General features: G+C 30.5%; 31 protein-coding genes and 1 riboswitch. Of the genes, 6 read left to right on the forward strand and 25 right to left on the reverse strand.

Annotation, left to right across the window (positions count from 1 at the left end):
* Both CD111_RS10645 and CD111_RS10650 read left to right on the forward strand, forming a co-directional pair.
* Positions 1-590 (forward strand): hypothetical protein (locus tag CD111_RS10645; protein WP_103268511.1); only part of this gene is annotated, 590 nt, incomplete at its 5' end.
* Between the two features lie 55 nt (positions 591-645).
* Complete coding sequence (locus tag CD111_RS10650; protein ID WP_095087839.1) at positions 646-858, forward strand: SA1362 family protein; 213 nt, start codon at positions 646-648, stop codon at positions 856-858.
* Positions 859-947: 89 nt separating this feature from the next.
* Here CD111_RS10650 and CD111_RS10655 read toward each other — a convergent pair whose 3' ends face one another.
* Complete coding sequence (locus CD111_RS10655; RefSeq protein WP_095087837.1) at positions 948-1778, reverse strand: lipoate--protein ligase family protein; 831 nt, start codon at positions 1776-1778, stop codon at positions 948-950.
* A 120-nt stretch (positions 1779-1898) separates the two neighbouring features.
* On the opposite strand from CD111_RS10655, the gene CD111_RS10660 reads away from it, so the two are divergent.
* Positions 1899-2279, forward strand: a complete 381-nt coding sequence (locus CD111_RS10660) for a rhodanese-like domain-containing protein (RefSeq protein WP_095087835.1) — start codon at positions 1899-1901, stop codon at positions 2277-2279.
* A 58-nt stretch (positions 2280-2337) separates the two neighbouring features.
* Here the strand turns inward: CD111_RS10660 and gcvPB are convergent, their stop codons facing one another.
* The 10 genes from gcvPB to comGA form a co-directional block, all read right to left on the reverse strand.
* Entirely contained in the window at positions 2338-3813 is a 1476-nt protein-coding gene (gene gcvPB / locus CD111_RS10665) for an aminomethyl-transferring glycine dehydrogenase subunit GcvPB (RefSeq protein ID WP_095087833.1), read from the reverse strand.
* Complete coding sequence (gene gcvPA, locus CD111_RS10670) at positions 3806-5149, reverse strand: aminomethyl-transferring glycine dehydrogenase subunit GcvPA (RefSeq protein WP_095087831.1); 1344 nt, start codon at positions 5147-5149, stop codon at positions 3806-3808. Before gcvPA ends, gcvPB begins: the two co-directional genes overlap by 8 nt.
* Before the next feature lie 14 nt (positions 5150-5163).
* A complete protein-coding gene (gcvT, locus tag CD111_RS10675; RefSeq protein WP_095087829.1) occupies positions 5164-6249 on the reverse strand; it encodes a glycine cleavage system aminomethyltransferase GcvT in 1086 nt (361 codons plus the stop codon).
* Positions 6250-6329: 80 nt separating this feature from the next.
* A riboswitch (glycine riboswitch) is annotated at positions 6330-6424 on the reverse strand.
* Between the two features lie 16 nt (positions 6425-6440).
* Complete coding sequence (locus CD111_RS10680; RefSeq protein WP_095087827.1) at positions 6441-6929, reverse strand: shikimate kinase; 489 nt, start codon at positions 6927-6929, stop codon at positions 6441-6443.
* Between the two features lie 233 nt (positions 6930-7162).
* A complete protein-coding gene (gene comGF / locus CD111_RS10685) occupies positions 7163-7597 on the reverse strand; it encodes a competence type IV pilus minor pilin ComGF (RefSeq protein ID WP_095087825.1) in 435 nt (144 codons plus the stop codon).
* Positions 7572-7853, reverse strand: a complete 282-nt coding sequence (gene comGE / locus CD111_RS10690) for a competence type IV pilus minor pilin ComGE (protein WP_095087823.1) — start codon at positions 7851-7853, stop codon at positions 7572-7574. Before comGE ends, comGF begins: the two co-directional genes overlap by 26 nt.
* Positions 7837-8265, reverse strand: a complete 429-nt coding sequence (gene comGD / locus CD111_RS10695) for a competence type IV pilus minor pilin ComGD (RefSeq protein ID WP_095090113.1) — start codon at positions 8263-8265, stop codon at positions 7837-7839. Before comGD ends, comGE begins: the two co-directional genes overlap by 17 nt.
* On the reverse strand, positions 8265-8582 hold the full coding sequence (comGC, locus tag CD111_RS10700; RefSeq protein WP_095087821.1) for a competence type IV pilus major pilin ComGC: 318 nt from the start codon (positions 8580-8582) through the stop codon (positions 8265-8267). The genes comGD and comGC overlap by 1 nt, the downstream gene beginning before the upstream one ends.
* Before the next feature lie 13 nt (positions 8583-8595).
* Positions 8596-9633: a competence type IV pilus assembly protein ComGB gene (gene comGB / locus CD111_RS10705; protein WP_095090112.1), complete on the reverse strand. Its 1038-nt coding sequence runs from the start codon at positions 9631-9633 to the stop codon at positions 8596-8598.
* The gene (comGA, locus tag CD111_RS10710) at positions 9626-10528 is read right to left on the reverse strand and encodes a competence type IV pilus ATPase ComGA (protein WP_095087820.1); all 903 of its coding nucleotides are present in this window, start codon (positions 10526-10528) and stop codon (positions 9626-9628) included. The genes comGB and comGA overlap by 8 nt, the downstream gene beginning before the upstream one ends.
* A gap of 151 nt (positions 10529-10679) precedes the next feature.
* Here comGA and CD111_RS10715 point away from each other — a divergent pair, with 151 nt between their 5' ends.
* On the forward strand, positions 10680-10928 hold the full coding sequence (locus CD111_RS10715; protein ID WP_095087817.1) for a DUF2626 family protein: 249 nt from the start codon (positions 10680-10682) through the stop codon (positions 10926-10928).
* Positions 10929-10963: 35 nt separating this feature from the next.
* Here the strand turns inward: CD111_RS10715 and CD111_RS10720 are convergent, their stop codons facing one another.
* Positions 10964-11596, reverse strand: coding sequence for an MBL fold metallo-hydrolase (locus CD111_RS10720; RefSeq protein ID WP_095087814.1), 633 nt, complete (start codon positions 11594-11596; stop codon positions 10964-10966).
* A 97-nt stretch (positions 11597-11693) separates the two neighbouring features.
* Between CD111_RS10720 and CD111_RS10725 the strand changes: the two genes are divergently transcribed.
* Entirely contained in the window at positions 11694-11933 is a 240-nt protein-coding gene (locus CD111_RS10725; protein WP_095087812.1) for a DUF2759 domain-containing protein, read from the forward strand.
* A gap of 13 nt (positions 11934-11946) precedes the next feature.
* Here the strand turns inward: CD111_RS10725 and CD111_RS10730 are convergent, their stop codons facing one another.
* The 13 genes from CD111_RS10730 to CD111_RS10790 form a co-directional block, all read right to left on the reverse strand.
* Positions 11947-12279: an MTH1187 family thiamine-binding protein gene (locus CD111_RS10730; protein ID WP_095087810.1), complete on the reverse strand. Its 333-nt coding sequence runs from the start codon at positions 12277-12279 to the stop codon at positions 11947-11949.
* The gene (locus CD111_RS10735) at positions 12279-13250 is read right to left on the reverse strand and encodes an ROK family glucokinase (RefSeq protein ID WP_095087808.1); all 972 of its coding nucleotides are present in this window, start codon (positions 13248-13250) and stop codon (positions 12279-12281) included. Before CD111_RS10735 ends, CD111_RS10730 begins: the two co-directional genes overlap by 1 nt.
* The gene (locus tag CD111_RS10740; protein WP_095087806.1) at positions 13247-13438 is read right to left on the reverse strand and encodes a YqgQ family protein; all 192 of its coding nucleotides are present in this window, start codon (positions 13436-13438) and stop codon (positions 13247-13249) included. The genes CD111_RS10735 and CD111_RS10740 overlap by 4 nt, the downstream gene beginning before the upstream one ends.
* A 3-nt stretch (positions 13439-13441) precedes the next feature.
* Positions 13442-14890 (reverse strand): rhomboid family protein, encoded by a 1449-nt coding sequence (locus CD111_RS10745; RefSeq protein ID WP_095087805.1) that lies wholly within the window; start codon positions 14888-14890, stop codon positions 13442-13444.
* Entirely contained in the window at positions 14891-15445 is a 555-nt protein-coding gene (locus CD111_RS10750; RefSeq protein WP_095087802.1) for a 5-formyltetrahydrofolate cyclo-ligase, read from the reverse strand.
* Between the two features lie 160 nt (positions 15446-15605).
* On the reverse strand, positions 15606-15755 hold the full coding sequence (gene rpmG, locus CD111_RS10755; RefSeq protein ID WP_095087800.1) for a 50S ribosomal protein L33: 150 nt from the start codon (positions 15753-15755) through the stop codon (positions 15606-15608).
* A 76-nt stretch (positions 15756-15831) separates the two neighbouring features.
* On the reverse strand, positions 15832-16479 hold the full coding sequence (phoU, locus tag CD111_RS10760; protein WP_095087798.1) for a phosphate signaling complex protein PhoU: 648 nt from the start codon (positions 16477-16479) through the stop codon (positions 15832-15834).
* 1 nt (position 16480) lies between these two features.
* A complete protein-coding gene (pstB, locus tag CD111_RS10765; protein ID WP_095087797.1) occupies positions 16481-17320 on the reverse strand; it encodes a phosphate ABC transporter ATP-binding protein PstB in 840 nt (279 codons plus the stop codon).
* 25 nt (positions 17321-17345) lie between these two features.
* Entirely contained in the window at positions 17346-18248 is a 903-nt protein-coding gene (gene pstA / locus CD111_RS10770) for a phosphate ABC transporter permease PstA (RefSeq protein WP_095087796.1), read from the reverse strand.
* Position 18249: 1 nt separating this feature from the next.
* Positions 18250-19179: a phosphate ABC transporter permease subunit PstC gene (pstC, locus tag CD111_RS10775; protein WP_095087795.1), complete on the reverse strand. Its 930-nt coding sequence runs from the start codon at positions 19177-19179 to the stop codon at positions 18250-18252.
* A gap of 66 nt (positions 19180-19245) precedes the next feature.
* Positions 19246-20199, reverse strand: coding sequence for a PstS family phosphate ABC transporter substrate-binding protein (locus CD111_RS10780; protein WP_095087794.1), 954 nt, complete (start codon positions 20197-20199; stop codon positions 19246-19248).
* A gap of 280 nt (positions 20200-20479) precedes the next feature.
* Positions 20480-22525: a peptidoglycan D,D-transpeptidase FtsI family protein gene (locus CD111_RS10785; RefSeq protein WP_095087793.1), complete on the reverse strand. Its 2046-nt coding sequence runs from the start codon at positions 22523-22525 to the stop codon at positions 20480-20482.
* Between the two features lie 308 nt (positions 22526-22833).
* Positions 22834-23436, reverse strand: a complete 603-nt coding sequence (locus CD111_RS10790; RefSeq protein WP_095087791.1) for a superoxide dismutase — start codon at positions 23434-23436, stop codon at positions 22834-22836.
* Positions 23437-23599: 163 nt separating this feature from the next.
* On the opposite strand from CD111_RS10790, the gene CD111_RS10795 reads away from it, so the two are divergent.
* Complete coding sequence (locus CD111_RS10795; protein WP_095087790.1) at positions 23600-24361, forward strand: DUF1189 family protein; 762 nt, start codon at positions 23600-23602, stop codon at positions 24359-24361.
* Positions 24362-24389 lie beyond the last annotated feature (28 nt).

Raw genomic sequence — 24389 nt, forward strand, 5'->3', positions numbered from 1 at the left:
TGCGAAAAATACTTATCTCAATTATGGCAAGTTCTATTGCTTTATCAGCATGTGGAAACGATGAAGTAGATAAATTAGAAAAGAAAAAATCAACCTTAAAAGAAGAAAATAGAAAACACAAAAAAGAAATCTTGAACCTTGAAGATAAGAATAATACATACAAACAAAAAGACAAATCATTACAGAGTTCTATCAATCATATAGAAAAAAACTCATCATCACAATTTAAGACTCAATATTTAAAATCATCGACCCAATTTATTAATAATACGAAGACTAATATATCTCAATATAATAAAATTAGTAAAAACATAAAATCAAAACCTAATGATAGCGTTACGCAAGACAAAATTGATAATATTGCAATTAACCAAAAGACCATCACATCACAATATAAAGACGGGATGGACGGGAAAACAATCCCAAAAGAATTTAAAGCATTACATAAAAATATGCTTAACCTTTCTTCTGATATTGAAGATGTATTTAATGATTTAAACAAAGGTTACAAGAAAAATGATAAAAAACTCATTAATAAATCGATTAAAAAGCTTAACAGCTTAAAAGACGAAATAGATCAAATAAAGTGAGATTCCACCTAATTTATGCTATATTGATTAAACAAATAACGTAAGGTGAGGTTCTATGAAAAAAGTATTATTTTATTTAGTAATTGCTATCGCATTGTTCGGACTCATTATGAACTTAGATGTGTTTATCTTTGGTTTCATAAGAATGATCATTTCATTCGCTATATTTGCGCTTATTATTTACCTAGTTTATTATTTCTTTTTCTTAACACCAGATCAAAGAAAATATAAAAAAGCAGTCCGTAAAAACAAGAAAAAAAATAGATAATCGTTACTACGGGATTTAATGGTTATAACTAAATAAGGATTAACAGTTTAGCATATTGCCAAGCTGTTAATCCTTATTATTTTTAAATATTATTTTCTATATGTCCATTCATCAGATTTATATTTTTCTTTTATTTCTTCAATTTCACTTAATTGTGAATCAGTAAATACTAATTCTTTAAATTGTATATTCAATCCATCTTGGAATCCTTTATGAAATGCTTCTTCCATCTCTTCAAGCGTAATATGTCTATCTGATATATCATTTATAGCCACTGCCTTATCTACAAATGCAGCTTTCATCTTATCTTTAAGCCTTTCATTTCTAAATATAAACATATCAAATAATTCATTTACATCTATATCTTGTAAAATCGAACCGTGTTGCAAGATGACACCCTTTTGTCTTGTTTGCGCGCTACCTGCTATTTTTCTGCCTTCAACAACTAGTTCATACCAACTTGGTGCATCAAAACAAACTGAGCTTCTCGGTGATTTAAGTTTTTCTCTCGCTTCTTTCGATTTAGGGATGGCAAAGTATGCATCAAATCCTAATGCTTTGAAACCTTCTAACAATCCTTCAGATATAACCCTATACGCTTCTGTGACGGTTTTAGGCATATTAGGATGTGATTCAGGTACAATAACACTATAAGTTAGTTCTTTGTCGTGCAACACACCTCTTCCACCAGTAGCTCTTCGTACTAACCCAAAACCTTTTTCTTTCACTTTATCAATATCTATTTCTTTTTCGAGTTTTTGAAAATAACCAATTGAAAGTGTTGCTGGGTCCCAAGTATAAAATCTTATAACTGGATCTATTTCTCCTCTACTCACAAAGTTCATAAGTGCTTCATCTACAGCCATATTATAATATGGATCGTTTGATTTCGTATTTAAAAAATGCCAAGTTTCTTTCACAATTCAAAACTCCTATCCGAATAATTCTATATACTTTATTATTTTAGCAAAAAAATTTTGATAAATCTCAATATAAAACTTATAATGGTATTATCGACTTGAATCAGGAGGAATCAGACCATGAATTATTGGTATATTGCGCTCATCTTGCTAGTTTTAATTATCATTTATATGGTATTTAATTATTTAGCAAATAAGCGTGCAGTAAAAGAATTAGATCAAAATGAATTTCACAATGGATTAAGAAAGGCACAAGTGATCGACTTAAGGGAAAAAGCCGATTTCGATTATGGTCACATTATTGGAGCTAGAAATATTCCAATGAGTGTTTTCCGTACTAGATACCAAGGTTTACGTAAAGATCAACCTATTTATTTTTGTGATGCTAATGGTATTGCAAGTTATAGAGCTGCAAAGATGATGAAGAAAAAAGGATACACTGATCTTTATATGCTTAAAGGTGGATATAAAAAATGGACTGGTAAAGTTAAGTCTAAATAATAACATAAATAAAAAGAACACGTTGAAAATCATTTTGATTTTCAACGTGTTCTTTTTATTATTCTTTTTCTTCTTTTAAAAATTCGAATTTCAACACTGGTTTTCTAGCTGCTTGTGTTTCATCTAACCGTCCAATAACTGTTGTATGTGGTGCATCTAATACAATTTCAGGGTTTTCTTCTGCTTCTTTAGCAATTTGTATTAACGTATCACAAAATGCATCTAAAGTCTCTTTTGATTCTGTTTCTGTAGGTTCAATCATCATACATTCTTCAACATTAATCGGGAAGTAGATTGTAGGTGGATGGAAATTAAAATCAAGTAAACGTTTCGCTATATCTAACGTTCTTACACCTAGTTTCTTCTGTCTAGATCCACTAATAACAAACTCATGTTTACAATGTTGTGTATATGGTGTATCAAAATAATCTTGTAAACGTCTTAACATATAATTCGCATTTAACACGGCTGTTTCAGAAACAGCTTTTAGGCCATCTGGACCCATAGTTCTAATATATGTGTACGCTCGTAAATATATTCCAAAGTTACCAAAGAACGGTTTAACTCTTCCTATAGATTGTGGTAAGTCATGATCAAATTTATAAACATCATTTTCTTTAACTACAACTGGTTTAGGTAAATATGGTGCTAAGTCGGCCACTACTCCAACTGGACCAGAACCTGGTCCGCCACCGCCATGTGGTCCTGTAAATGTCTTGTGTAAGTTTAAATGTACTGCATCAAAGCCCATGTCTCCTGGTCTTACTTTACTCATAATAGCATTTAAATTCGCGCCATCATAATAAAGCTTTCCACCTGCATGATGCACAATTTCTCTAATTTCTAATATATCTTCTTCAAATAATCCTAATGTGTTTGGATTTGTTAACATGATAGCTGCCGTATCATCACCAACAACTCGTTTCAAATCTTCTATATCTACTAATCCTTTTTTATTTGATTTTACTGTAACAGTATCAAATCCGGCTACTTTTGCTGATGCAGGGTTAGTACCATGTGCAGAGTCTGGTACGATTACTTTCGTACGATTAAAGTCACCATTTGCTTCATGATATGCTTTAATCATAAGTAATGCAGTCCACTCTCCATGTGCTCCAGCTGCTGGTTGTAATGTTACTTCATCCATGCCTGTAATTTCTTTCAAATGTTCTTGTAAATCGTAAACGATTTCTAAAGAACCTTGAACAGTCGATACATCTTGTAAAGGGTGCGCATTCGCAAATCCAGACATTCTGGCAACTTTTTCGTTCACTTTTGGATTATACTTCATCGTACAAGATCCTAAAGGATAGAAACCAGTATCTACACCATGATTTTTATTAGATAATTCTGTATAGTGTCTCATTAAATCTAATTCACTAACTTCTGGTAACTCTGCTTTTTTCTTTCTTGCAAACTTTTCACCTAGAATATCTTGTACGTTTTGCTTTTCAACTTCTGTTTCTGGTAATGAGTAAGCAAATCTGTCTTCTCTTGATCTTTCGAAAATGAGTTCACTTGATGGTTTACGCATTATATTCACCTACTTTTTGGATAAATGTATCAATTTCTTCTTTTGTTCTAAGCTCTGTAACAGCAATCAGCATATGATTTTTGAATGCATCGTCTACAAACCCTAAATCAAAACCTCCGATAAATCCTTCTTGTAGTAGTTTTTCATTAATATCAGTTATTGAATTTTTGAATTTAACTACAAATTCGTTAAATGAAAGTCCGTCTAACACTTCAAAACCATGTTCTTTCATCTTATTTTTCATATAAGTGGTATTTTCCATGTTTAATTCTGCCATTTCGTACACACCATTTTTACCAAGTGCACTCATACATACTGAAGCAGCTAATGCATTTAAAGCTTGATTAGAACAAATGTTCGAAGTTGCTTTGTCTCTTCTAATATGTTGTTCACGCGCTTGAAGTGTCAATACAAAACCTCTATTTCCATCTTCATCTTGAGTTTGACCAACAAGACGACCAGGTAATTTACGCATTAATTTTTTAGTAGAAGCAAAGTAACCACAATGTGGGCCACCATATTGTGCAGGAATTCCAAATACTTGTGCATCTCCAACTACTATATCCGCGCCAAATTCACCTGGTGGCGTAATTAAGCCAAGTGACATTGGATTACTAGATACAATAAATAGTGCTTTTTTATCTTCAATAAGCTGTTGAATCGCTTCTAAATCTTCTAAAGAACCGAAGAAGTTAGGATATTGTACACAAACAGCTGCAGTATCATCGTCAATTACTGCTTTTAATTTTTCTAAATCAGTAACTGTACCATTTAAGTCAACTTCTACTACTTCTATATCTTGAGCTTTTGTATATGTTTTTAATACTTCAATTGACTGATAATGCACTGCTTTAGATACGATTACTTTTTTCTTCTTAGTATGTCCTGCGGCTAGTACAGCTGCTTCAGCAAATGCAGTTCCTCCATCGTACATTGACGAATTAGCTACATCCATACCAGTTAATTCACAAATTAGCGTCTGGAATTCAAATATCGCTTGAAGTTCACCTTGTGAAATTTCTGGTTGATAAGGGGTATAAGCAGTATAAAATTCAGAACGTGAAATAACATGATCAACTACAGTCGGAATATAATGATCATAAACACCAGCACCTAAGAACGAAGCATGTGTTTCACTCGTAATATTCTTATTAGCAAGCACAGATAATTCTCTTAACAATTGTGTTTCTGATTTCTTCTCTTTAATATTTAAAGGTTTAGTAAATCTTACAGATTCCGGTATATCAGTAAATAATTCATCTACTGATTTAATACCAATTACATCTAACATTTCTGATTTATCCTTATCAGTTAAAGGAATATAACGATGACCCATTTTCTTCACTCCTATTATTTAAATGATGTTTTTTTCACTATTTTTGCTTTTACTTGTCTTTTTCTAACTTGAATGAGTATTTCTTTATCAAGTTCGAAGTCTTCTTTATTAATTAATCCCATTGCTATTGATTTTCCAGTTGATGGTGATTGTGTACCTGATGTTACATATCCGATTTGATTGCCATCACTATCTAAAATTTCATATCCAGTTCTAGGTATACCTTTATCAATCATTTCAATACCAATTGATTTTCTACTTGCACCATTTTCTTTTTCGTCTTTAAGGACCGTTTTACCAATGAAGTCTTCATCAATAAGTGGGCGGACAGCAAATCCAATACCCGCTTCATAAGGTGTAATGTCTTCAGATAAATCTTGACCATGTAAAGGAAGAGCAGATTCTAATCTTAATGTATCACGTGCTCCTAAACCACAAGGTGTTACGCCTTCTTTTATAAAACCATCCCAAATCATTTTCGTATCTTCTGATTTACAATAAACCTCAAATCCATCTTCACCTGTATAACCAGATTGAGAAAGAATAACATCTTTACCAAATAGCGTAATATGTTGTTTGAATTCAAACATTTTCATTTCAGATACATCAACATCTAAGAGATTTTGAACAATTTCACGTGCTTTCGGACCTTGAATAGCTAATTGTCCGTATGATGATGATTTATTTTCGACTGTAACATTAAATCCTTTAATTTTTTGTAAATGATCAAAATCAATATCTGTATTACCTGCATTTACTACTAGTAAATAAACAGATTCATCCAGTTTATAGATTACTAAGTCATCAATCACACCACCTTGTTCATTACAAAGTGTAGTGTATTGAGCTTTTTCAAGTGTTAATTTTGAAACATCATTCGTTAGGGCATATTGGACAAACTTTGTAGCATCTTCACCGGATACAAATATTTCACCCATATGGCTAACATCAAATATACCCACTTCATTTCTTACAGCATTATGTTCTTCTTTAATACTTGAAAATTGTACGGGTAAAGCCCAACCTGAAAAATCAATAACTTTAGCACCTTGATCAATATATGTTTGATATAAAGGTGTTTTCTTTAAATCTGTAGTCATAAATCATCTTCCCTTCTAGTTATGTATAATAAAAAAACAGGGTAGCTCTCGCTACCCTGTTGAAGTACTCTTCAGGAACGCGTCACAAAGTTATCCTTTTGCCTGAGAGATTCACTATTATTAGCTTGCTCCTTCGGCGATGAATATAGTATTCATTCTCTCTAACTTTGATCAATCGCAATATTTAATGCTTATAAAGATTCAATAATCTCGTTCGCAACTACTTCTATAGGTCTATCTGCATCTATTTGTTTGAATGCGATTTCATTATAACTTAATTCTCGTTTTGAATACAAGGCTTTTAATTCTTTAAGTGATTTACCATTTGCATTCGGTCTATTATTATCTTGTTGAATCCTTTTAAAAACAACTTCAATGTCACATTTTAACCAAAATACGTGTCGTGTTTTATTTAAAATACGCTTTGTGGATGTTGATTCAACAATTCCACCACCAGTCGAAATAATTACATCTTTATCAATCCATTCTAATAAAGCTTTAGTTTCTAAATCGCGGAAATACTGTTCACCATATTTATCAAATATTTCCGGAATGGACAGTTTCATTGTATTAACGATATAAGAATCGATATCCACTAAAGACTTGTTACATTTTTCACTTAGCAACTCGCCTATTGTTGTTTTGCCTACACCCATAAATCCTACTAACACAATTGACATCATATCTTCTCCTTATCGCTACATTTCAACTTAAATATTATTCTATCTCATTATTCAGAAAATAAAAAGTCAATTTTCATTTAACTAATACATTTTTAATTTCTTGAATGTAATATTTCTCTAAATTGTTATAAATTCTAAGTTTGTAACTATATTGAACTAAATAAAAGGATAGGAATGATGAATACAAAACTAATATTGCCAATAGAAATGGTAGCACATACCCTTTGTTGCTATATATAAATTTCTTCATGCGTAATTCTATCTCCTTCTTTAATATCTATCTTCAAAATGACTGTATAAGGATTTTTCCTTTCGATTTCAAAGAATACTACATTGTTTAGGAGTGTAATAACACCTTTTCCATTAATACTTTTGTATATTTTGGAATTTAATAATTTATATTCTATCCTTTCGTGATTATTAGTGAATTCGATTCTATTATGGTGGTTATTTATATTTATATGTTTATCTTTAACTTCAGTAGATAAATCATTTCGAAACATGATTATTTCATATTGCGTATGGTTAAATGCATTTTCTTTTAATTGATATATACTTTTTATAAGTAATGGAATAAGGGATAATATGATTAATAAAACTGATAATGATAAAATCATTTCAATCATAGTAAATCCATTGTTATTTTTGAACACAAATTTTCTCATGATTTATTACATCTTCCAAACATATTTTATTAGTAGGATAAGTAAGGTTATATTTGTTAGTATCAAATTTAAGATGATGGTCTTTAGACTGAATTGTTTGATACATCATTTGATACATTTCAATATTTCGTAATTCTCTTTGAAGTGTTTTATTTAAATGAGTGACGATTGGTAACAAAGTGCCACCTAATAATAAGATGATTAAAATTGAAAGCAAGAGATCAATTAGAACAAACCCTTTATTGTTCTTTAACAATTTTATACCTCCCTTTTTCAATCCTAAAAATGACTCGATATCGCTTATTACTAAAGGTCATCTTCAGCGTACCGAATTGATTAATATTCCCCTTACCATCGTAAACCATTGTTGTAAATTTATTGTCATTAGCTACCTTTCCTTTATATAATGATAATTCTCGAATATTATTTCTTTCAGTTTGATAATAAATTTTATGAGCATTAGGTTTAAACCAAACTAAAATAGGTTTCTGTGTTAATAAAGATTTTATTTCTAAATATTCCAACTTTGTTTCAAAATCTACAATGCCGTTGGTCAATCCAATTTTATCAACAGAATTAATCGTCATATACATCGTTAACATCGTAATCATGCTAACTATACTTAAAACAAAAATCATCTCGATTAAAGTAAATCCTTTATTAGACATCAACTAGATGTGACTTCACCATTTTGAATGGTAATTCTTTCTCCTGATTTACAAGTTAATTGGTTCTGGTTAACATAACCCTCATTAACCAAATCTTCAACAGAACTTGGTCTTGTGTCATGCTTTAATGTATATGCTTCAACTTGACCAGCAACCATCTTCACCTGTGCTTTACATCCCGTACTCTTAACATTCTCAGATTGTTTACTTATATTTGGAATAATGACGATAAGCAGAATACTAATGATAAGAAGTACGATCAACATTTCTATGAGTGTGAATCCTTCATTTTTCTTTAATTTTTTAAATAAAAACATGGCATTCTTCCTTTCACTTAATACTTTCTACCATCTGTAGCATTGGTAAAATGATGATTAAATACAAAGTAATAATTAAAAAAGCTAAAGTTCCAAAAACAATTGGTTGAATCCATTTTAAGTGTTTTAAAATAGTTCTTTCTAATTTATCAAGAATAAATATACTAAAATAGTAAAGCTCGAGGTCTAATTTCGATTTGTTTTCACCGTGTCTAATGTAATAAATGAGCGTATCTTCAAAACATCCTAATTTCTTTATAGCATCAGGAAAACTTTGTCCACTCTGAATTGAATTGTTAATAAAAAGACCAATGTATTTTAATAGAACATCTTTATTTTGCAACATATATATTTCTATAATTTTATGAAGGTTTATTCCGTTTTTAATAAAAAAAGAAAAATCACGAGAGAGTTGATATGATCTAAACATTCTAAAATATGCGTTGAGCAGAGGAAATTTATTAAAATAAGTAATTTTCTTGGAAACATCCTTACTTAAATAATTTAAATAAAAAATCAATATAATGAGTGATATTAATAACACGCCTAAAATAATAGCATTAGGTAAATTAGAAAATATAATCGTTAAAACTTTCAATGTATTTGTCGTTTCTACATTCATAGATTCGTATATTTCACTAAATTGAGGAATAATAGTTTGATTGACTGCGACTAACAACATAAAAAATATACAAAATAATAATCCTGGATATTGAATTGTTTTTATAAAGCGTGCTTTAACTTGTTCGATTTTGTGTAAATATAAAGTAGAATGATCTAAAGTTTCAATTAAATTACCATAATGTTCACCAAAGTATATTTGGGTTACAACAATTTGAGGATACTTCAATAGCGATAATATTTCATAAAGTTGACCAGTTGTTTTAACCATTTCAATTAATTGCTGATTTAAATTTCTCTTTTCTAATTGTGGAAATTGATCTGAAAGCAGTTGAATTGATTCAAGTAAAGTAAATCCTTGCTTTAACATGTCTGATAATCTTGTTAAATATAATATTTTGTCCTTCTTTAATATACATTTCTTAGTCATCCATACATCCATCCATATAATGATTAATTTCTTCATTATAAATATATGTCATCTTCCTAAATCGACCACCTTCTTCACATTTAACCAATCTTTGATTGGCAATACAAGAAATGCCCTGCTTTATTTGTTCGTGTGTAATTCCGAGTTCAATTAGCCTGAAAATTGCACCATAATTATCTTTAGCATGCATAGTAGATAATATTAGATGACCACTTAAACTAGCTTGTATGACATGTTTAGCTGTTAAACTATCTCTTATCTCTCCAATCATAATGACATCAGGATCGCATCTTAGTATTGCCTTAAATGAATTAGCATAAGTTATATCTGCCTTCTCGTTAACTGATACTTGAACGATACCGTCAATCGTTTGTTCAACAGGATCTTCAATTGTAATGATATGTTTATTCAGTTCATGCTTTAAATCATATAGTAGTTCATACATTAACGTAGATTTACCTGAGCCAGTAGGACCAGTAAATAAGAACAAACCTTCAGATTGATACATTTGTTGTTTAATATTTAAAAATGCTTCATCTGATTGTTCTTCAGCTTTCTTATCAAAATATTGTGGTGTAATTCTAATAGAACAAGACTCAACTCCTAAATTAAGTGGTATTGTTGAAATTCTTGTATATAAATACTTCTTCTGTTCAAAAATATATTGTCCACTTTGTGCCTTATTTCTTTCACTCACATCTAAGTGAGATATAAATTTCATATAAGTTAATAATTTGTTATATAATGACAACTCTAACTTTAAATCGTATAATTCGTTATCTCCATTTATTCTCATTTGAACAATGATAATGTCTTCTCTCGTTGGTATAAAATGTATGTCCGTTGCATTTAAATTCGTTGCTTCTGTTATTATTCTCTTAAAAAGTGTCTCCATAATCTCCTCCTATTTAATATAAACGCATTCAAATAAAAGGATTACTTGTAATATAGAAACTTTTTAAGATAATGCCTATTTACTTTTATTGCTCGTAACTTTATAATTAAATATGAATAAGAAAGTAAACACAGAGGGGGTTCGTAAGAAGATGGATAAAGTTTATAAAACTCTAGGCTTCTGGACTGCTATATTTGCTACAATGTTTTATGTCGGTGGAATGGACATGATGGCATATTTCTTTTTAGCACAAACAGGCTTTTTTGTATTATTAGGATACTTAAAACTAACAGAAAGAATGTATATGTATATTTTCGCAATTTATTTAGTTGTATGTTTCGTTGGATTTACATATTATTCAACATTCTTATTAGAGCCAAGTTTCGGTCATCACGAATAAAAAAAGCATTACACTCTGGTGTAATGCTTTTTTATTTAATTAAAACCATTCAAATAAGGATTCGACATTCCCTCTTCTTCAATTGTTGTATCTGGACCATGTCCAGGGAAAACTGTAGTTGAAGGATCTAATTCTAATAGTTTTTCTTCAATAGACTTAATTAACAAAGCTGAGTCGCCTTTATATAAATCAGTTCTACCAATTCCACCCTTAAATAAAGTATCACCAACGATTGCAAAGTCATCAAAAACAAATGTAATACTTCCAGGTGAATGTCCTGGAGTGTGAAGTACTTCAAATTCAAACTCACCAATTTGATGTTTTCCTTCATCAATGATAGTTGGAACTGTATGTTGAACAACTTGTGGCAATTGATACATTTCGAATTTTTTAGATCCATTTTTAACTGTATCTGTTAACCATGATTTTTCTTCTTTATGGACATAAACATTAACTTGGTTGTTTTTCACTACCTCATCTATGCCTCCGATGTGATCAAAGTGAGCATGTGTTAATAATATTGCACTTAATTTCTTATTAAATTTATTTATCAAATCATTTACAAATTTACCATTATCACCTGGATCAATGACGAGTAATTCATTTTCACCTTCAATAATATAACAATTTGTTTCAATTAATCCTAATGGATAAACATGTACTTTCATTTTCTTCTCTCCTCTTTAAAAAAGTATCTCGACAAAACTACATATTAATTATACAATTAATATGATAATAAAAGAATTTTGAATTGGGGGTATTGGAATGCCATTTATCGACACAGGCAAATTATTCGAAATATTTGGAGTTCAAATCCATATTGGTGTTAATATTTTCTCATTATTAATGCTTGCTGTATTTATACTTGGAATATTTGGTTTGATATCAGCATTCAAGAACAAAAATATTTTAGGCATCTTATTCGGTGCTATAACAGTTGTATCATTTGGATTCTTCTCATTAGCAACAATTTTTACATATGGGTATCCTGTTTTACATCAATAATGAAAAGACGAGATTACTTCTCGTCTTTTCTTTTTTTGTCTAATTTATTATTTACAGAATCTAATTTTTCATTCATTTTTCTAGATTTGTCTCTTCTATCATCTATTCTAATGTTCGTACAAACTCTGTCTAAGCCTTTATTGAAAGGACTATTATGGATTTCTTGAATAACTTCGAATAAATCTTCTAATTCACCTTCAATTAATGTGTTCATAGGTGTTAGTTGATAATCTATCTTTCCTGTTTGTTTATGTGTTTCTAAAATGATTTGTATATCTGCTATATAATCACTGACACTAGGCCCTTCTGTCCCAACTGGAATTACGACTACGTCCACGATTGCCATTATTTATTCTCCCTTTCAATAACATATGTCTTTATTAAACCTGCAGCACCTATAATACCTGCATCGTTACCCAATTTTGCAACGACGATATGTGTGTCATCTTGAGCTGGTCTAAATGTCATATTTTTATAATGTTTTTCAATATACTGAATGAGTATATCACCAGCGTTGCTCACACCGCCGCCTATTATAATATACTTTGGATTTGTCATAACACTTATTACACTTGCAGCATATGCAATATATCCTGCTACTTTATCTATTATAAATTGGCTAAATTCATCGTCATTTTTAGCTGCATCAAATACATCTTTGGCAGAAACATTTTTATTCATAATATGATCATGCAAACTAGATTTTAAACTCATATTTGAATAATAATGGTGCACGAGATTTACAACACCTGTTGCAGATGCTACAGTCTCTAAACATCCTTTCATACCACAATTACATTTAAATCGTTTCTTTTGATCTACTAAGAAATGGCCTATTTCAGCGCCAGAACCGTTATGTCCATGCAGCAATACATTATTTGCTACAATACCACCACCGACTCCTGTTCCTAACGTCATACATACAACTTCACTTTCATTTTGTCCTGCACCTTTAAATTTTTCACCTAATGTTGCGACATTAGCATCGTTATCAACATAAATAGGACCATCAAAATATTTTTGCATTATTTTTCTTACTTCTATATTTCCAGTCCAATTCAAATTTACTGCACCATTTACAACGCCATTTTCAAAATCAATTGGTCCAGGTACACCTATCCCCATACCAATCATTGAATTTATATCTAAATTTTTACGATTCAAATGAACTACAAAAGAGTCATATATATTTTCTAATATGCCTTCGCCCGTTTTATTAGTAGAAATTTCCCACTTTTCAAGAATATTTAATGATTCATCAAAAATACCTAACTTACAAGTTGTACCACCGATATCTGCAGAAAGTATATGTGTCATTTTTTCTCAATCCTTCTCTGATTAATTATGAGCCTTGCTTGTAAAAATGTTTCATGTGATATCAACATAGATTTATGTAATGAATTTATTTCTTGCTCCATCATTTCTAGTTGATCTGCTTCATCTTTGAAATAACTAATATAACCAAATTTTTTTAAAAGTTGTTGTACATCATATAAATTTATCATCGATTAACTCCTAAAGGCTTTTATTTCTTTTTGTAATTCTTTATAACTTTTATTATTACTATCGTATTTTAAAGACTTATGAATGAATTTATCTGCTTTACCGTATTCATTTTTTGCACGATATCCTAAAGCAACTTGATAATTTAATGGTGCTGATTGAGGAAATACTTTCAAACCTCTTTCCCACTCTAAAATTGCTTCGTCTAATGATTTATCATTCGCCACAATTAAACCACTTAATATATATGTTTCATCAGACTCAAAGTGTTTATCTTTAATTTTGGTAATCATTTGTTCTGCCTTACCGAATTCTCCATTATTCATTGCATCTTTCGTCAATTCATCGTAAATATGATGTTGTTGTCTGTTGTAAATAATAATGATGATGATGATAGATATTAATATAAATCCCAATATATAATATAATCTATACTTATCTTTATTCATCCATGAATGAAATATATACATCATGATGGCTCCACCTATAAAGCCACCTAAATGTGCAAAATGATTCACATTACTAATGAATAATGTCATAAGTGACAATATAACAATACCTATAAATGTTTGTAACACAAATTGTTTATTGATATCTCTACGCGTAAATAAATAAACAATAAAAGCACCAATCAATCCGAAAATCGCACCACTTGCACCTATAGAAATGCTTACAGTATCAATACTTAATGAAACGATACCAGCAAACAGTCCTGAAACCATATAAATGGTAAACATTTTTATTGAACCTAAGGCACCTTCTATTAATTTACCAAATATAATGAGTGAGAATATATTCATGATCAAATGCGTAAAGTCTGCATGCAAGAACATGTGTGTAACTAGTCTATACCATTCTCCATGCACAACGTTAAAGTGAACTAAACCACCATATTCAACTAAATTAATTTGTGCTAAGTTTTTAAATACTAAAACTAACGATAACCACACTATTATATTTATTGTAATCAAAGCATAAGTGACTGGTGAAAACTTCAACATAAAGTGGTCAATGAAACTGGCATTTAAAAGTTTATTTCTATAAGTTGCAACAGGTGAAGTTTTAGATTTTTTAATTTGATACTTTGTCACGATATGCGAGGAAACTTTTTCATAATCTTTAAATTCGCTCAATGCATAATATCTAATTTTCGGTCTTTTCGTATGATTGAATTCAGTTAGATTGATTTCTTTATCTGTTATGTAATATATATCAAATTGTTCGAAGCTAAATCCTATTTCATTAATTAAATCATCTAGATGATCTGTTGTTTTTTCAAAATCAAAATCTACTTCTTGATGTGTAGGTGTCTTTATAATAAATCGTTTAACAATTTTTTTAGTTTCATGTGTTAACCACACTTCTTCGATATCATCATCGACTGATAATATTGAATATCCTTCCGTATACACTAAATAATAAATCGATTTCCACATTTGATTTAATTTATCCATTTATTCTTCTCCATTTATTTCATTTGGTATAATGATTTCTTGAACTGCAATATCATGACTTTCTGGGATAAAGGTATTTAATTGAAATGGATAAGCTAGACTAATTGTATGTCCGTTATATTGAGATAAGTACTTATCATAATATCCGCCACCATAACCAATTCGATAACCTTCTTCATTAAAGACAACCCCTGGTACAATGATTAAGTCAATTTCATCGCTATACTCAGTTTCTTGATTTACAAATTGAATACCTTTTTCGTCAACATCAATTGATTCCAAATCTTGTAACAATTGAAATTTCATTTGCTTCGTTTCATAGTTTGTAGAAGGTACAAATACTTTTTTATGATTTTTAAGTAAAACATCTATGATGGGACGTGTATTCACTTCATGTTCCATACTCAAAACTAATGCCACTGAATTGGCACTTTGAAAATGTTTATGTGAAAAAAGTTGCGTATAGATGTCTTGATCATAATTATCCTTAACTAATTTCGGTTGCTGCTTCATCTGAGTAAGTATTTCTTTTCTTAATGTTTTTTTATCATTCATGTCATGACACTTCCCACATTTTTATAAAATTGATTAATCGTATATACATAATGATAACACATGAAATAGTGTGTAAGGTAGTGGTAGCACATCTGTTTCATGTATAAATACATACAAAAAACACATTACTGAAATTCAGCAATGTGTTTTATTGATTTTATTATTTTGTTTCTCTATGAAGAGTGTGTTTACCGTCACGAGCACAATATTTTTTCATTTCAATACGCTCTGGGTTATTACGTTTATTCTTTTTAGAGATGTAGTTTCTTTCACCACATTCAGTACATGCTAAAGTTACATTTACGCGCATGATGAACCCTCCTATTCTTATTTCAATTAATATACGACCTTATTATAATACCATCTATGGTTATATAATTCCAGTACTATTTTTCAATAGTCTCATAGTATTTGCCCGTAATATAATAATAACAGCTTTCACTGATATTTGTAATATGATCTCCAATTCTTTCTAAATATCTTGCTGCGAGATGTGCTTGGGCAGCAATAAAGGGGTCGTTATCAATAAGATAGGTCGTATTGTTAATTTCTTTATATAAATCATCTATATCTTTATCTCTGTCAATTATTTCTTTAATCAGTAATATATCTTTATTTTTAACTGCAGTTTCAAGATCTTTCATCATGAGCATTGCTAATTTACCCATTGTTTTCAAACGCATAAGGATAAAATAATCCGTGATTAATGCTTTTTTACGAATTTGCGCTATATTGGTAGAATTATCTGCCATTCTTTCTAACTCAGATGCAATTTTTAAAGCTGAAATCATAACGCGTAAATCTGTGGCGATAGGTTGTTGTTTAGTAATTAACATAACCACTTTTTCATTTATATCATGTTCCATTTGATTTATTTTTTTGTCATATGCGATGAGTTCTCTTGCATTCTTCTTACCTTCATCATTTAAAACAGAAACAGATTTTTCTATCATATAATAAACTTCTCCACCTAAGTTCAGTAAATCTGAGATAAGTGCATTTAACTCGCCTTCATATTTTTCTCTAATAACCATATTATCCAAATCTCCCAGATATATAATCTTCAGTTTTCTTATCAGTAGGATTTGAGAATATTTTATCAGTATGATCGAATTCATTAACATATCCATTTAAGAAAAATGCTGTTTTATCAGAAATTCTAGCGGCTTGTTGCATATTATGCGTTACGATTATGATAGAGTATTTTGTTTTTAAGTCCTGTACTAATTCTTCGACTTTTAAAGTTGAAATCGGATCTAATGCAGATGTAGGTTCATCCATTAATATTACATCAGGTTCAATCGCTAAACATCTCGCAATGCAAATTCTTTGTTGTTGACCACCAGATAACCCATACGCATTCTTATCTAATCTATCTTTGCACTCGTCCCAAATAGCAGCGCCTTTTAAAGAACGCTCTACTATTTCATCTAATATTTTCTTATCTGTTATGCCATGAATTCTTGGACCATACGTTATATTATCATAAATAGATTTCGGAAATGGATTTGGTTTTTGGAATACCATACCCACATTTGTTCTTAATTCTTCAACACTATATTTCTTATCAAAAATATTTTTACCTCGATAAATAATTTCACCAGATGTTTTTACACTTGGAATAAGTTCAATCATTCGATTTAAAGTTTTTATATAAGTTGATTTACCACATCCTGAAGGTCCAATTATTGCTGTAACTTCATTTTCATTTATATCTAAATTAATATTTTTCAAAGCATGATAGTCTCCATACCATAAATCTAGATTATTTGTTTGATACACTATATTCTTATCAGCTTCTAATATTTGTTGGTTATGTTCAAGTTCAGTCGTATTAATATTTTGTGATAAATCTCTGATCTTAACGTCTGTCATTATGAATACCTCTCTTCATTTGAATTTATAGCTTTCTTTGATACTTATTTCTAATAAATATCGCGATTGAATTCATCAGAATTAAAATAATGAGTAATACAATAATTGCTGCTGAAGAAACTAACTGAAAATCTGCTTGAGGCAATTTTGCCCAATTATAAATTTGCATTGGTAATGCTTGAAATGACTCAAATATACTATTTGGCGTTTTCATTAAAATGGCAGGAATTCCAATTACCACAAGTGGTGCTGTTTCACCTAAAGCACGTGATAAAGCTAGAATTGTACCCGTTAATATACCTGGTATCGATGCAGGGAGGACTATATTCTTAATCGTTTGCCATTTCGTTGCACCTAATCCAAGTGATGCTTCTCTAATTGAACTTGGCACTGCCTTTAATGCTTCCTGACTCGCAACAATTATAATTGGTAATATCATAAGTGACATCGTTAATGCTGCTGAGATCACTGTTTTACCAAGTGATAGATTTTCAATTCCCGCTCCACGAACAAATATAGTTAATCCAAGTAGACCAAATACTACGGATGGAACACCGGCTAAATTAGATATATTGACACGAATAAATTTTGTAAACCAATTTTCTGTTGCATATTCAACCATATAAATTGCTGTACCAACACCTAAGATTATGGCAATTGGTGCAATTGTCATCATCAACCAAAGTGTCCCTACTAATGCACCTTTGATTCCTGCACTACTCGGCGTAGTTGATGAAAAATGAGTAAAGAAATCTGCATTTAAATATGGTATACCTTTTCTAAATATGTCAAATAGCAAAATAGCAAGGACGACTAAACCAATTAAAGTACAAACTAAAAATACACCTTTGATTAATTTGTTTTTTATTAATCGTTTAGGTAATTTTCTTTGTACAAGTTTCTGATCTACTAAATGAGCTTCTGACATATTAATACTCCTCTCTGAAACGCTTCGTAATCCATTGTGAAATAATATTCATTACAAACGTGAATAAGAATAATGTAAAACCTACAGCATAAATACTGTAATAAATATCTGAACCGTAAGTTGCATCACCTGTAGCTACTTGAACGATAAAACCAGTCATTGTTTGTATAGATCCAGTTAAACTAAAGCTAGAATCAGGTGTGCTACCTGCTGCTAACGAAACAATCATCGTTTCACCAATCGCTCTAGAAATAGCTAATACGATAGAGGCGATAATACCAGAGAGTGCTGCAGGAAATACAACTTTCGTTGCTAATTCGAATTTAGTTGCACCTAGCCCCAATGCGCCTTCTTTAATAGATTCTGGAACTGAACTCATTGCATCCTCACTCATACTTGTAATCATAGGGATGATCATGACCCCAATGACTAACCCAGGACTTATCGAGTTGAAACTTCCCAAATCTGGAAACACATCTCTTAATATTGGTGTTACAAACGTGAGTGCAAAGAAACCATAAACAATTGTTGGTATACCAGCTAAAATCTCTAAAATAGGTTTAATGATTCTTCTCGTTCTATCAGTTGCATACTCACTTAAATACAACGAAGCACCTAACCCTACTGGCACAGCAAAAATAGTAGCAACTGCCGTTACTTTTAAAGTACCTAATATTAAAGAGAAAATGCCATATTTCGGATCTGAAGAAAATGGTGCCCATTCTTTAGAAAATAAAAATTCTATTGGACTTACTCTTGAAAAAAATGTCACTGTTTCTGTAAGCAGTGTGAATAATATCCCGATTGTAGTTAAAACTGACACAGAAGCAATGAGTAACAATACAATTGGAACAGCTTTATCAGCGAACACTTTTCCCTTATTATGGTTGTTCCGTTTAATAAGTTCCTGTACTGAAGTTTGTTCATTCATACTAATAACTCCCTCATTTTGAAAAAGGGCAACAATTAAGTGCCCTTTGCATTTATATATTTAATATTATTTTTTGAATTTTTCTAATGTCTTTTTGTCTTTTTTATATTCTTCATCTTTAAGTGCTACATAACCCGCATCTTTCGCAGCGCCTTTTGAATTATCAATTACGTATTCCATAAATCCATAAAATGCTTTATTGTCTTCAAGTGATTTATTCTTAGCATATACGAATAATGGTCTACTCAATGGATAAGAACTGTCATTTATAGTTTTGTCTGATGGTTTTACTGCTTTTCCATCATCTTTAATTTTAACGGCTTTTAGTGAATCTTTATTTTCTTGGTAGAAGTTAAAGCCGAAAAATCCGATTGAATCTTTGTTATCTTGTACTGATTTAACAATGACATTTGTATCAGCATTTTTTTCAGATACTAAATCTTTTTCATCTAAAACTTCTTCACTGAAGAAATCATAAGTTCCATGTGATTGATCTGGTGAAAATGCTTTAATTTTTTTATTCGGGTATTTTGGATTTACATCTTTCCATGTCTTAGCTTTACCGCTATAAATTTTAGCTAATTCATCCATACTTAATTCTTTTACAAAGTCATTCTCTTTATTTACTGCGACTGTTAACCCATCTTGAGCTACTTTAAATTCTGTATAATCTATTTTTTCTTTTTTAAGTTTATCTTTTTCTTCATCTTTAATATCTCTAGAAGCATTTGAAAAATCAGTTTCACCTGCTATGAATTTTTCAAATCCACCACCAGTACCTGAAACACCAATTGATACGGATACATCTGGGTTCTCCTTACTGAAATCTTCATTAATCTTTTCCATTACAGGTGCAACTGTTGACGAGCCATCACCTTTAACTTCGCCACTTAGTTTTTTATCATTTGATCCTGATTTAGAATCTCCCGAACCAGCTTTATCAGCTGCTCCCCCACAAGCACCTAAAACTAATGCTGAACTTAATGCAGTTGTTGTACCGATTAATTGCCATTTTTTCATGTTAAATCCTCCTAATTAATTCACCCTATTCTTTACTACACCTTTACTTTACAATTTATTTATTAAGGACAAATAAATTAAATGTAAAGTTTATGTTAATTCCAAATTAATATCGTATTTGAGCCATATATTTCAAAAATGCCACTTCAAAAAGACAAAAAAACCATAAAATCTCTTTATATAATTAAAGAAATTTTATGGTTTTCTATGTTCCAAGACAATTATGTCTCAAATTATTTAATTTTATTAGTAAATGAGTCTTTTGTTCTGACTATATTTATTATTTTCTATCTTTAAAATAATAATTTATAAGATCTCTACCTAAATCTCCACCTGGCAACCATGGTTCTGGTACTGGTTGGTTTGTATATGTGATTGAGAATGATAGTTCTGGATTTTTTTCTGGTGCATACCCAATATAAGTTGAGTTAACTTTAGGTTTTCCATCTTTAAAGACTTCTGCAGTACCCGTCTTACCAGCTGATTTAACTACTGTGTTATGGAAACTACTATAACCTGTTCCTTCTTGTTGGTTAAATGCCATATCAAATCCTTTTTGAACTTGCTTAATCTCTTTATCACTATTATTCACTTTGTTCATTACTTCGCCTTTAAATGATTTTTTGATTGGTCCTAAATCATCTTCATTTGTTGAATTTCTAATTTCTTTCGCTATATGTGGCTTCAAACGATAGCCATCATTCGCGATTGTCGCAACATATTGTGATAATTGAATAGGCGTATAAGTATCAAACTGACCAATAGCAAGGTCAATATAGTTTCCAGGATTATCTTTAATTGGTTCAATTTGACCTGCTGATTCGTTTGGTAAATCAATACCTGTTTTAACGCCAAGACCTACTTGATTCAGTCCTTTACGTAACTTAATACCTGCTTTCTCTACATCAGACGGTAATGACATACCACTTTGGTAAGGTGATCCAGCAAGTAATAAAGCTGTTTTATACATGAATACGTTTGATGAGTGCATTAAAGCTTCTGCATCCGTAATTGTTTTTCTGCCATTTTGGTTAAAGTATGAACGTTTAGTTAATCCGCCGTTAAATTTAAGCGGCTCATCAACCATCGTATCTCCTACATTAAGTACACCATTTTGGTATCCAGTTAATAAAGTTGCACCTTTGACAGAAGAACCAACCGTATATTGGCTAGTGAAGTTACCTATATGGTTATCTGTTATTTCGCCATTTTCATCGATATCACGGCCAGCCATTGCAAGAACATCACCATTTCTAGGATCTTGTACGACGACCATAACACGGTCCATATCTCTTGCACCTTTACTACGCAGTGACTCAATATGTTTATCTACAATTTCTTCTAATTTTTTCTGTAAATCTATATCAATCGTTAAAACTAAGTCATTTCCACGTGAACCTTGTGAGATGACTTCAGTACTTGTTATCTTTCCTGATTTATCTGTTATATATTTCATTTTCTTTTTTGAGCCTTTAAGAATATCTTCATATTGATATTCTAAGTATGATTTACCTACTCTATCATTTCTAGAGTAACCTTTCGCTAAGTAATCATTAACTAACTCTTTAGGCAATCCTTCTTCTTTACTAGACACAGAGCCAAATAAAGTTTTTAACGTATTGCCATATGGATATCTTCTTTCCCAATCCATTGTTGTATTAACACCAGGTAATTCTGATAAATGTTGAGAAACAGAAGCATATTCTTCATCGTTAACATCTTCGTTCTTGATGACGACTGGACTAAGTTGACTACCTGAATTCATTATTCTAAAAATAGCTAATACTTGTAAATCATGTTTAGACAATTGATCTGTATATTTAGAGGTTACTTTTTTGTATAATGCTTCATCATAATCATCTTGACTTATGTTTCCATCAGAAAATAACGCTTGTTCAGTTTTCATTAATTTTTGAACTTTATCTTGATTTTCTAATATCCAATAATCTTGCTTATCTCGATCTGTAATATTAGATGTGTCCATCTTCATTAAATGAGATAATTTTTTGGCGATTTTTAAAATATCGTCCTGACTCGTTCTTCTATCTCTCGTATATGTAATTGCTTTTTTCGATTCATTATCGACTAATATCTTTCCGTTTCTATCATAAATTCTACCACGTGGAACAGACTCATTTACTGTAATAGATTCAGTGCTATCTATCGTTCGCTTATACTCTCCACCTTTAACGATTTGCAAGTACCCTAAACGCATAATTAGTACTGAAAACAAAATCACTACAACAGCTAGAATAAAGCTGACCCGCTTATTCATTAAATGTCGGAATACTTCTTCTTTTGATATCTTTTTTACTCGCTTCAACAACTAAACCTACCTTTTTGAATCAGATATAATAATTTCATCATATATGATTATGACTTACAATGCTATTGATATTATAGCATTTAATAAAAAAACAGTCTGTCCAAAACATATATTATTTCGATTTATTTATTATATTTACTATATATAGAAATAATTCCCTTTGTTATCATTCTGTTAGCTTATCATAACACGACATAAACATTATATATCATCATATAAAAAGGTCACTCTACTAGACATTACATCTAGTAAAGTGACCATTAATGATAAAATGAAATCAAGACTCCATTTTAATTATCTAGAGCAAATTATTTAGCTGCTTGGTATAATTCATTTACTTTATCCCAATTAACTACGTTCCAGAATGCATTGATGTAATCTGGACGTCTGTTTTGGTAATTTAAGTAATAAGCATGTTCCCAAACGTCTAAGCCTAATACAGGTGTTTTACCTTCAGAAACTGGGTTGTCTTGGTTTGGCGTTGAAACGATTGCTAATTCACCGTTATCTACAACTAACCATGCCCAACCTGATCCGAAGCGACCTGCAGCAGCTGCAGCAAATTCTTCTTTAAATTTATCTAATGAACCGAATGTAGAACTAATTGCATCTACAATTTCACCAGATGGTTCTGAACCGTTTGGTGTTAACAGTTCCCAGAATAATGAATGATTTAAATGTCCGCCACCATTGTTTTGAACTGCAGTACGGATATTATCAGGTACAGAATTTAAGTTTTTCACAATATCTTCAATAGATTTGCTTTCTAAATCTGTTCCTTTGATTGCATCATTTAATTTCGTAACATAAGTGTTATGGTGTTTCGTATGATGAATCTCCATAGTTTCTTTGTCAATGTGTGGTTCTAATGCATCATATGCATATGGTAATTTTGGTAATTCAAAAGCCATAAATAATCATCCTCCTCATTTGTTTTACATACTTATCTTATCAAGATTAATCAGTGATAACAAACAATTTGTTTATTTTATATTTAAAATTAATTTTAAATGCTATAAGTTATTGCGAATCATAATTTTTATCATTATGATTAAGGTATAAAGAGGTGAACACATGCAATATGTTAAAGAATTGAGAAGACTTTTTATGCATCCAAAGAAATACCCAATGTACCGAATTACAAAGTTGAGATACATCTTTCTTCATATATTAGTGTTAAGTTTTATATTAATCTTGCCAAGCTCAACACATTACTTTCAAATCACTCAAAGTTTATCAGCACTAGTGCATCATGAAGTAAATGAAATACCAAAGTTTACGATTGATCAAAATCAAATGAAATTATCTCAAGAAAAAATCATTCATCTAGATAACGAACAAGCAATCGTATTTACAAAATCTAATCATTTTAACATGGAAAACAACCATTTAATTGTATTTAAACCAGACCATATCGAAATATCAGATTATAACAAACATACTGAGCTAAGCTATGGTTCAATTTCTACAATTGTGACCAATGAACAAGATTTATCTTCATTTATAGATACGATTAATAGTTCTAAATATTTTTATTTAGCCATCATATTGCTATTATTACTATTTATTCAAATGGTGAGTTTATCTCTTAAAATAGGTATAGTCGCATTGATTGCTCATATTATTTCTCGAACTTTAAACAAAAAAACAAGATTCATGACTTGGCTGAAAGCATCAACATTTATTATAACGCTTCCGACTTTAGTCCTATTATTAGGAATAGTCGTCTCGAACACTTTATTAATAATCGTATCATGGTGTATAATAATTGTTGGTATCATCGTTACGGCATATTACTTACCAAACGGAAAGAAACATGCTAATCTAAAATCATAGGAAATTTATATAAAGGAGTCTTATCATG

This window comes from Mammaliicoccus stepanovicii (assembly GCF_002902525.1).
Taxonomy (GTDB): Bacteria; Bacillota; Bacilli; order Staphylococcales; family Staphylococcaceae; genus Mammaliicoccus; species Mammaliicoccus stepanovicii.

What these genes read in the sequence shown, in the direction of transcription:
- CD111_RS10650 (WP_095087839.1), top strand. Translation starts at nt 646, where the DNA reads ATGAAAAAAGTATTATTTTATTTAGTAATTGCTATCGCATTGTTCGGA.
- CD111_RS10660 (WP_095087835.1), top strand. Translation starts at nt 1,899, where the DNA reads ATGAATTATTGGTATATTGCGCTCATCTTGCTAGTTTTAATTATCATT.
- gcvPB (WP_095087833.1), bottom strand. Translation starts at nt 3,813, where the DNA reads ATGCGTAAACCATCAAGTGAACTCATTTTCGAAAGATCAAGAGAAGAC.
- gcvPA (WP_095087831.1), bottom strand. Translation starts at nt 5,149, where the DNA reads ATGGGTCATCGTTATATTCCTTTAACTGATAAGGATAAATCAGAAATG.
- gcvT (WP_095087829.1), bottom strand. Translation starts at nt 6,249, where the DNA reads ATGACTACAGATTTAAAGAAAACACCTTTATATCAAACATATATTGAT.
- CD111_RS10680 (WP_095087827.1), bottom strand. Translation starts at nt 6,929, where the DNA reads ATGTCAATTGTGTTAGTAGGATTTATGGGTGTAGGCAAAACAACAATA.
- comGF (WP_095087825.1), bottom strand. Translation starts at nt 7,597, where the DNA reads ATGAGAAAATTTGTGTTCAAAAATAACAATGGATTTACTATGATTGAA.
- comGD (WP_095090113.1), bottom strand. Translation starts at nt 8,265, where the DNA reads ATGTCTAATAAAGGATTTACTTTAATCGAGATGATTTTTGTTTTAAGT.
- comGC (WP_095087821.1), bottom strand. Translation starts at nt 8,582, where the DNA reads ATGTTTTTATTTAAAAAATTAAAGAAAAATGAAGGATTCACACTCATA.
- comGB (WP_095090112.1), bottom strand. Translation starts at nt 9,633, where the DNA reads ATGACTAAGAAATGTATATTAAAGAAGGACAAAATATTATATTTAACA.
- comGA (WP_095087820.1), bottom strand. Translation starts at nt 10,528, where the DNA reads ATGGAGACACTTTTTAAGAGAATAATAACAGAAGCAACGAATTTAAAT.
- CD111_RS10715 (WP_095087817.1), top strand. Translation starts at nt 10,680, where the DNA reads ATGGATAAAGTTTATAAAACTCTAGGCTTCTGGACTGCTATATTTGCT.
- CD111_RS10720 (WP_095087814.1), bottom strand. Translation starts at nt 11,596, where the DNA reads ATGAAAGTACATGTTTATCCATTAGGATTAATTGAAACAAATTGTTAT.
- CD111_RS10725 (WP_095087812.1), top strand. Translation starts at nt 11,694, where the DNA reads ATGCCATTTATCGACACAGGCAAATTATTCGAAATATTTGGAGTTCAA.
- CD111_RS10730 (WP_095087810.1), bottom strand. Translation starts at nt 12,279, where the DNA reads ATGGCAATCGTGGACGTAGTCGTAATTCCAGTTGGGACAGAAGGGCCT.
- CD111_RS10735 (WP_095087808.1), bottom strand. Translation starts at nt 13,250, where the DNA reads ATGACACATATACTTTCTGCAGATATCGGTGGTACAACTTGTAAGTTA.
- CD111_RS10740 (WP_095087806.1), bottom strand. Translation starts at nt 13,438, where the DNA reads ATGATAAATTTATATGATGTACAACAACTTTTAAAAAAATTTGGTTAT.
- CD111_RS10745 (WP_095087805.1), bottom strand. Translation starts at nt 14,890, where the DNA reads ATGGATAAATTAAATCAAATGTGGAAATCGATTTATTATTTAGTGTAT.
- CD111_RS10750 (WP_095087802.1), bottom strand. Translation starts at nt 15,445, where the DNA reads ATGAATGATAAAAAAACATTAAGAAAAGAAATACTTACTCAGATGAAG.
- rpmG (WP_095087800.1), bottom strand. Translation starts at nt 15,755, where the DNA reads ATGCGCGTAAATGTAACTTTAGCATGTACTGAATGTGGTGAAAGAAAC.
- phoU (WP_095087798.1), bottom strand. Translation starts at nt 16,479, where the DNA reads ATGGTTATTAGAGAAAAATATGAAGGCGAGTTAAATGCACTTATCTCA.
- pstB (WP_095087797.1), bottom strand. Translation starts at nt 17,320, where the DNA reads ATGACAGACGTTAAGATCAGAGATTTATCACAAAATATTAATACGACT.
- pstA (WP_095087796.1), bottom strand. Translation starts at nt 18,248, where the DNA reads ATGTCAGAAGCTCATTTAGTAGATCAGAAACTTGTACAAAGAAAATTA.
- pstC (WP_095087795.1), bottom strand. Translation starts at nt 19,179, where the DNA reads ATGAATGAACAAACTTCAGTACAGGAACTTATTAAACGGAACAACCAT.
- CD111_RS10780 (WP_095087794.1), bottom strand. Translation starts at nt 20,199, where the DNA reads ATGAAAAAATGGCAATTAATCGGTACAACAACTGCATTAAGTTCAGCA.
- CD111_RS10790 (WP_095087791.1), bottom strand. Translation starts at nt 23,436, where the DNA reads ATGGCTTTTGAATTACCAAAATTACCATATGCATATGATGCATTAGAA.
- CD111_RS10795 (WP_095087790.1), top strand. Translation starts at nt 23,600, where the DNA reads ATGCAATATGTTAAAGAATTGAGAAGACTTTTTATGCATCCAAAGAAA.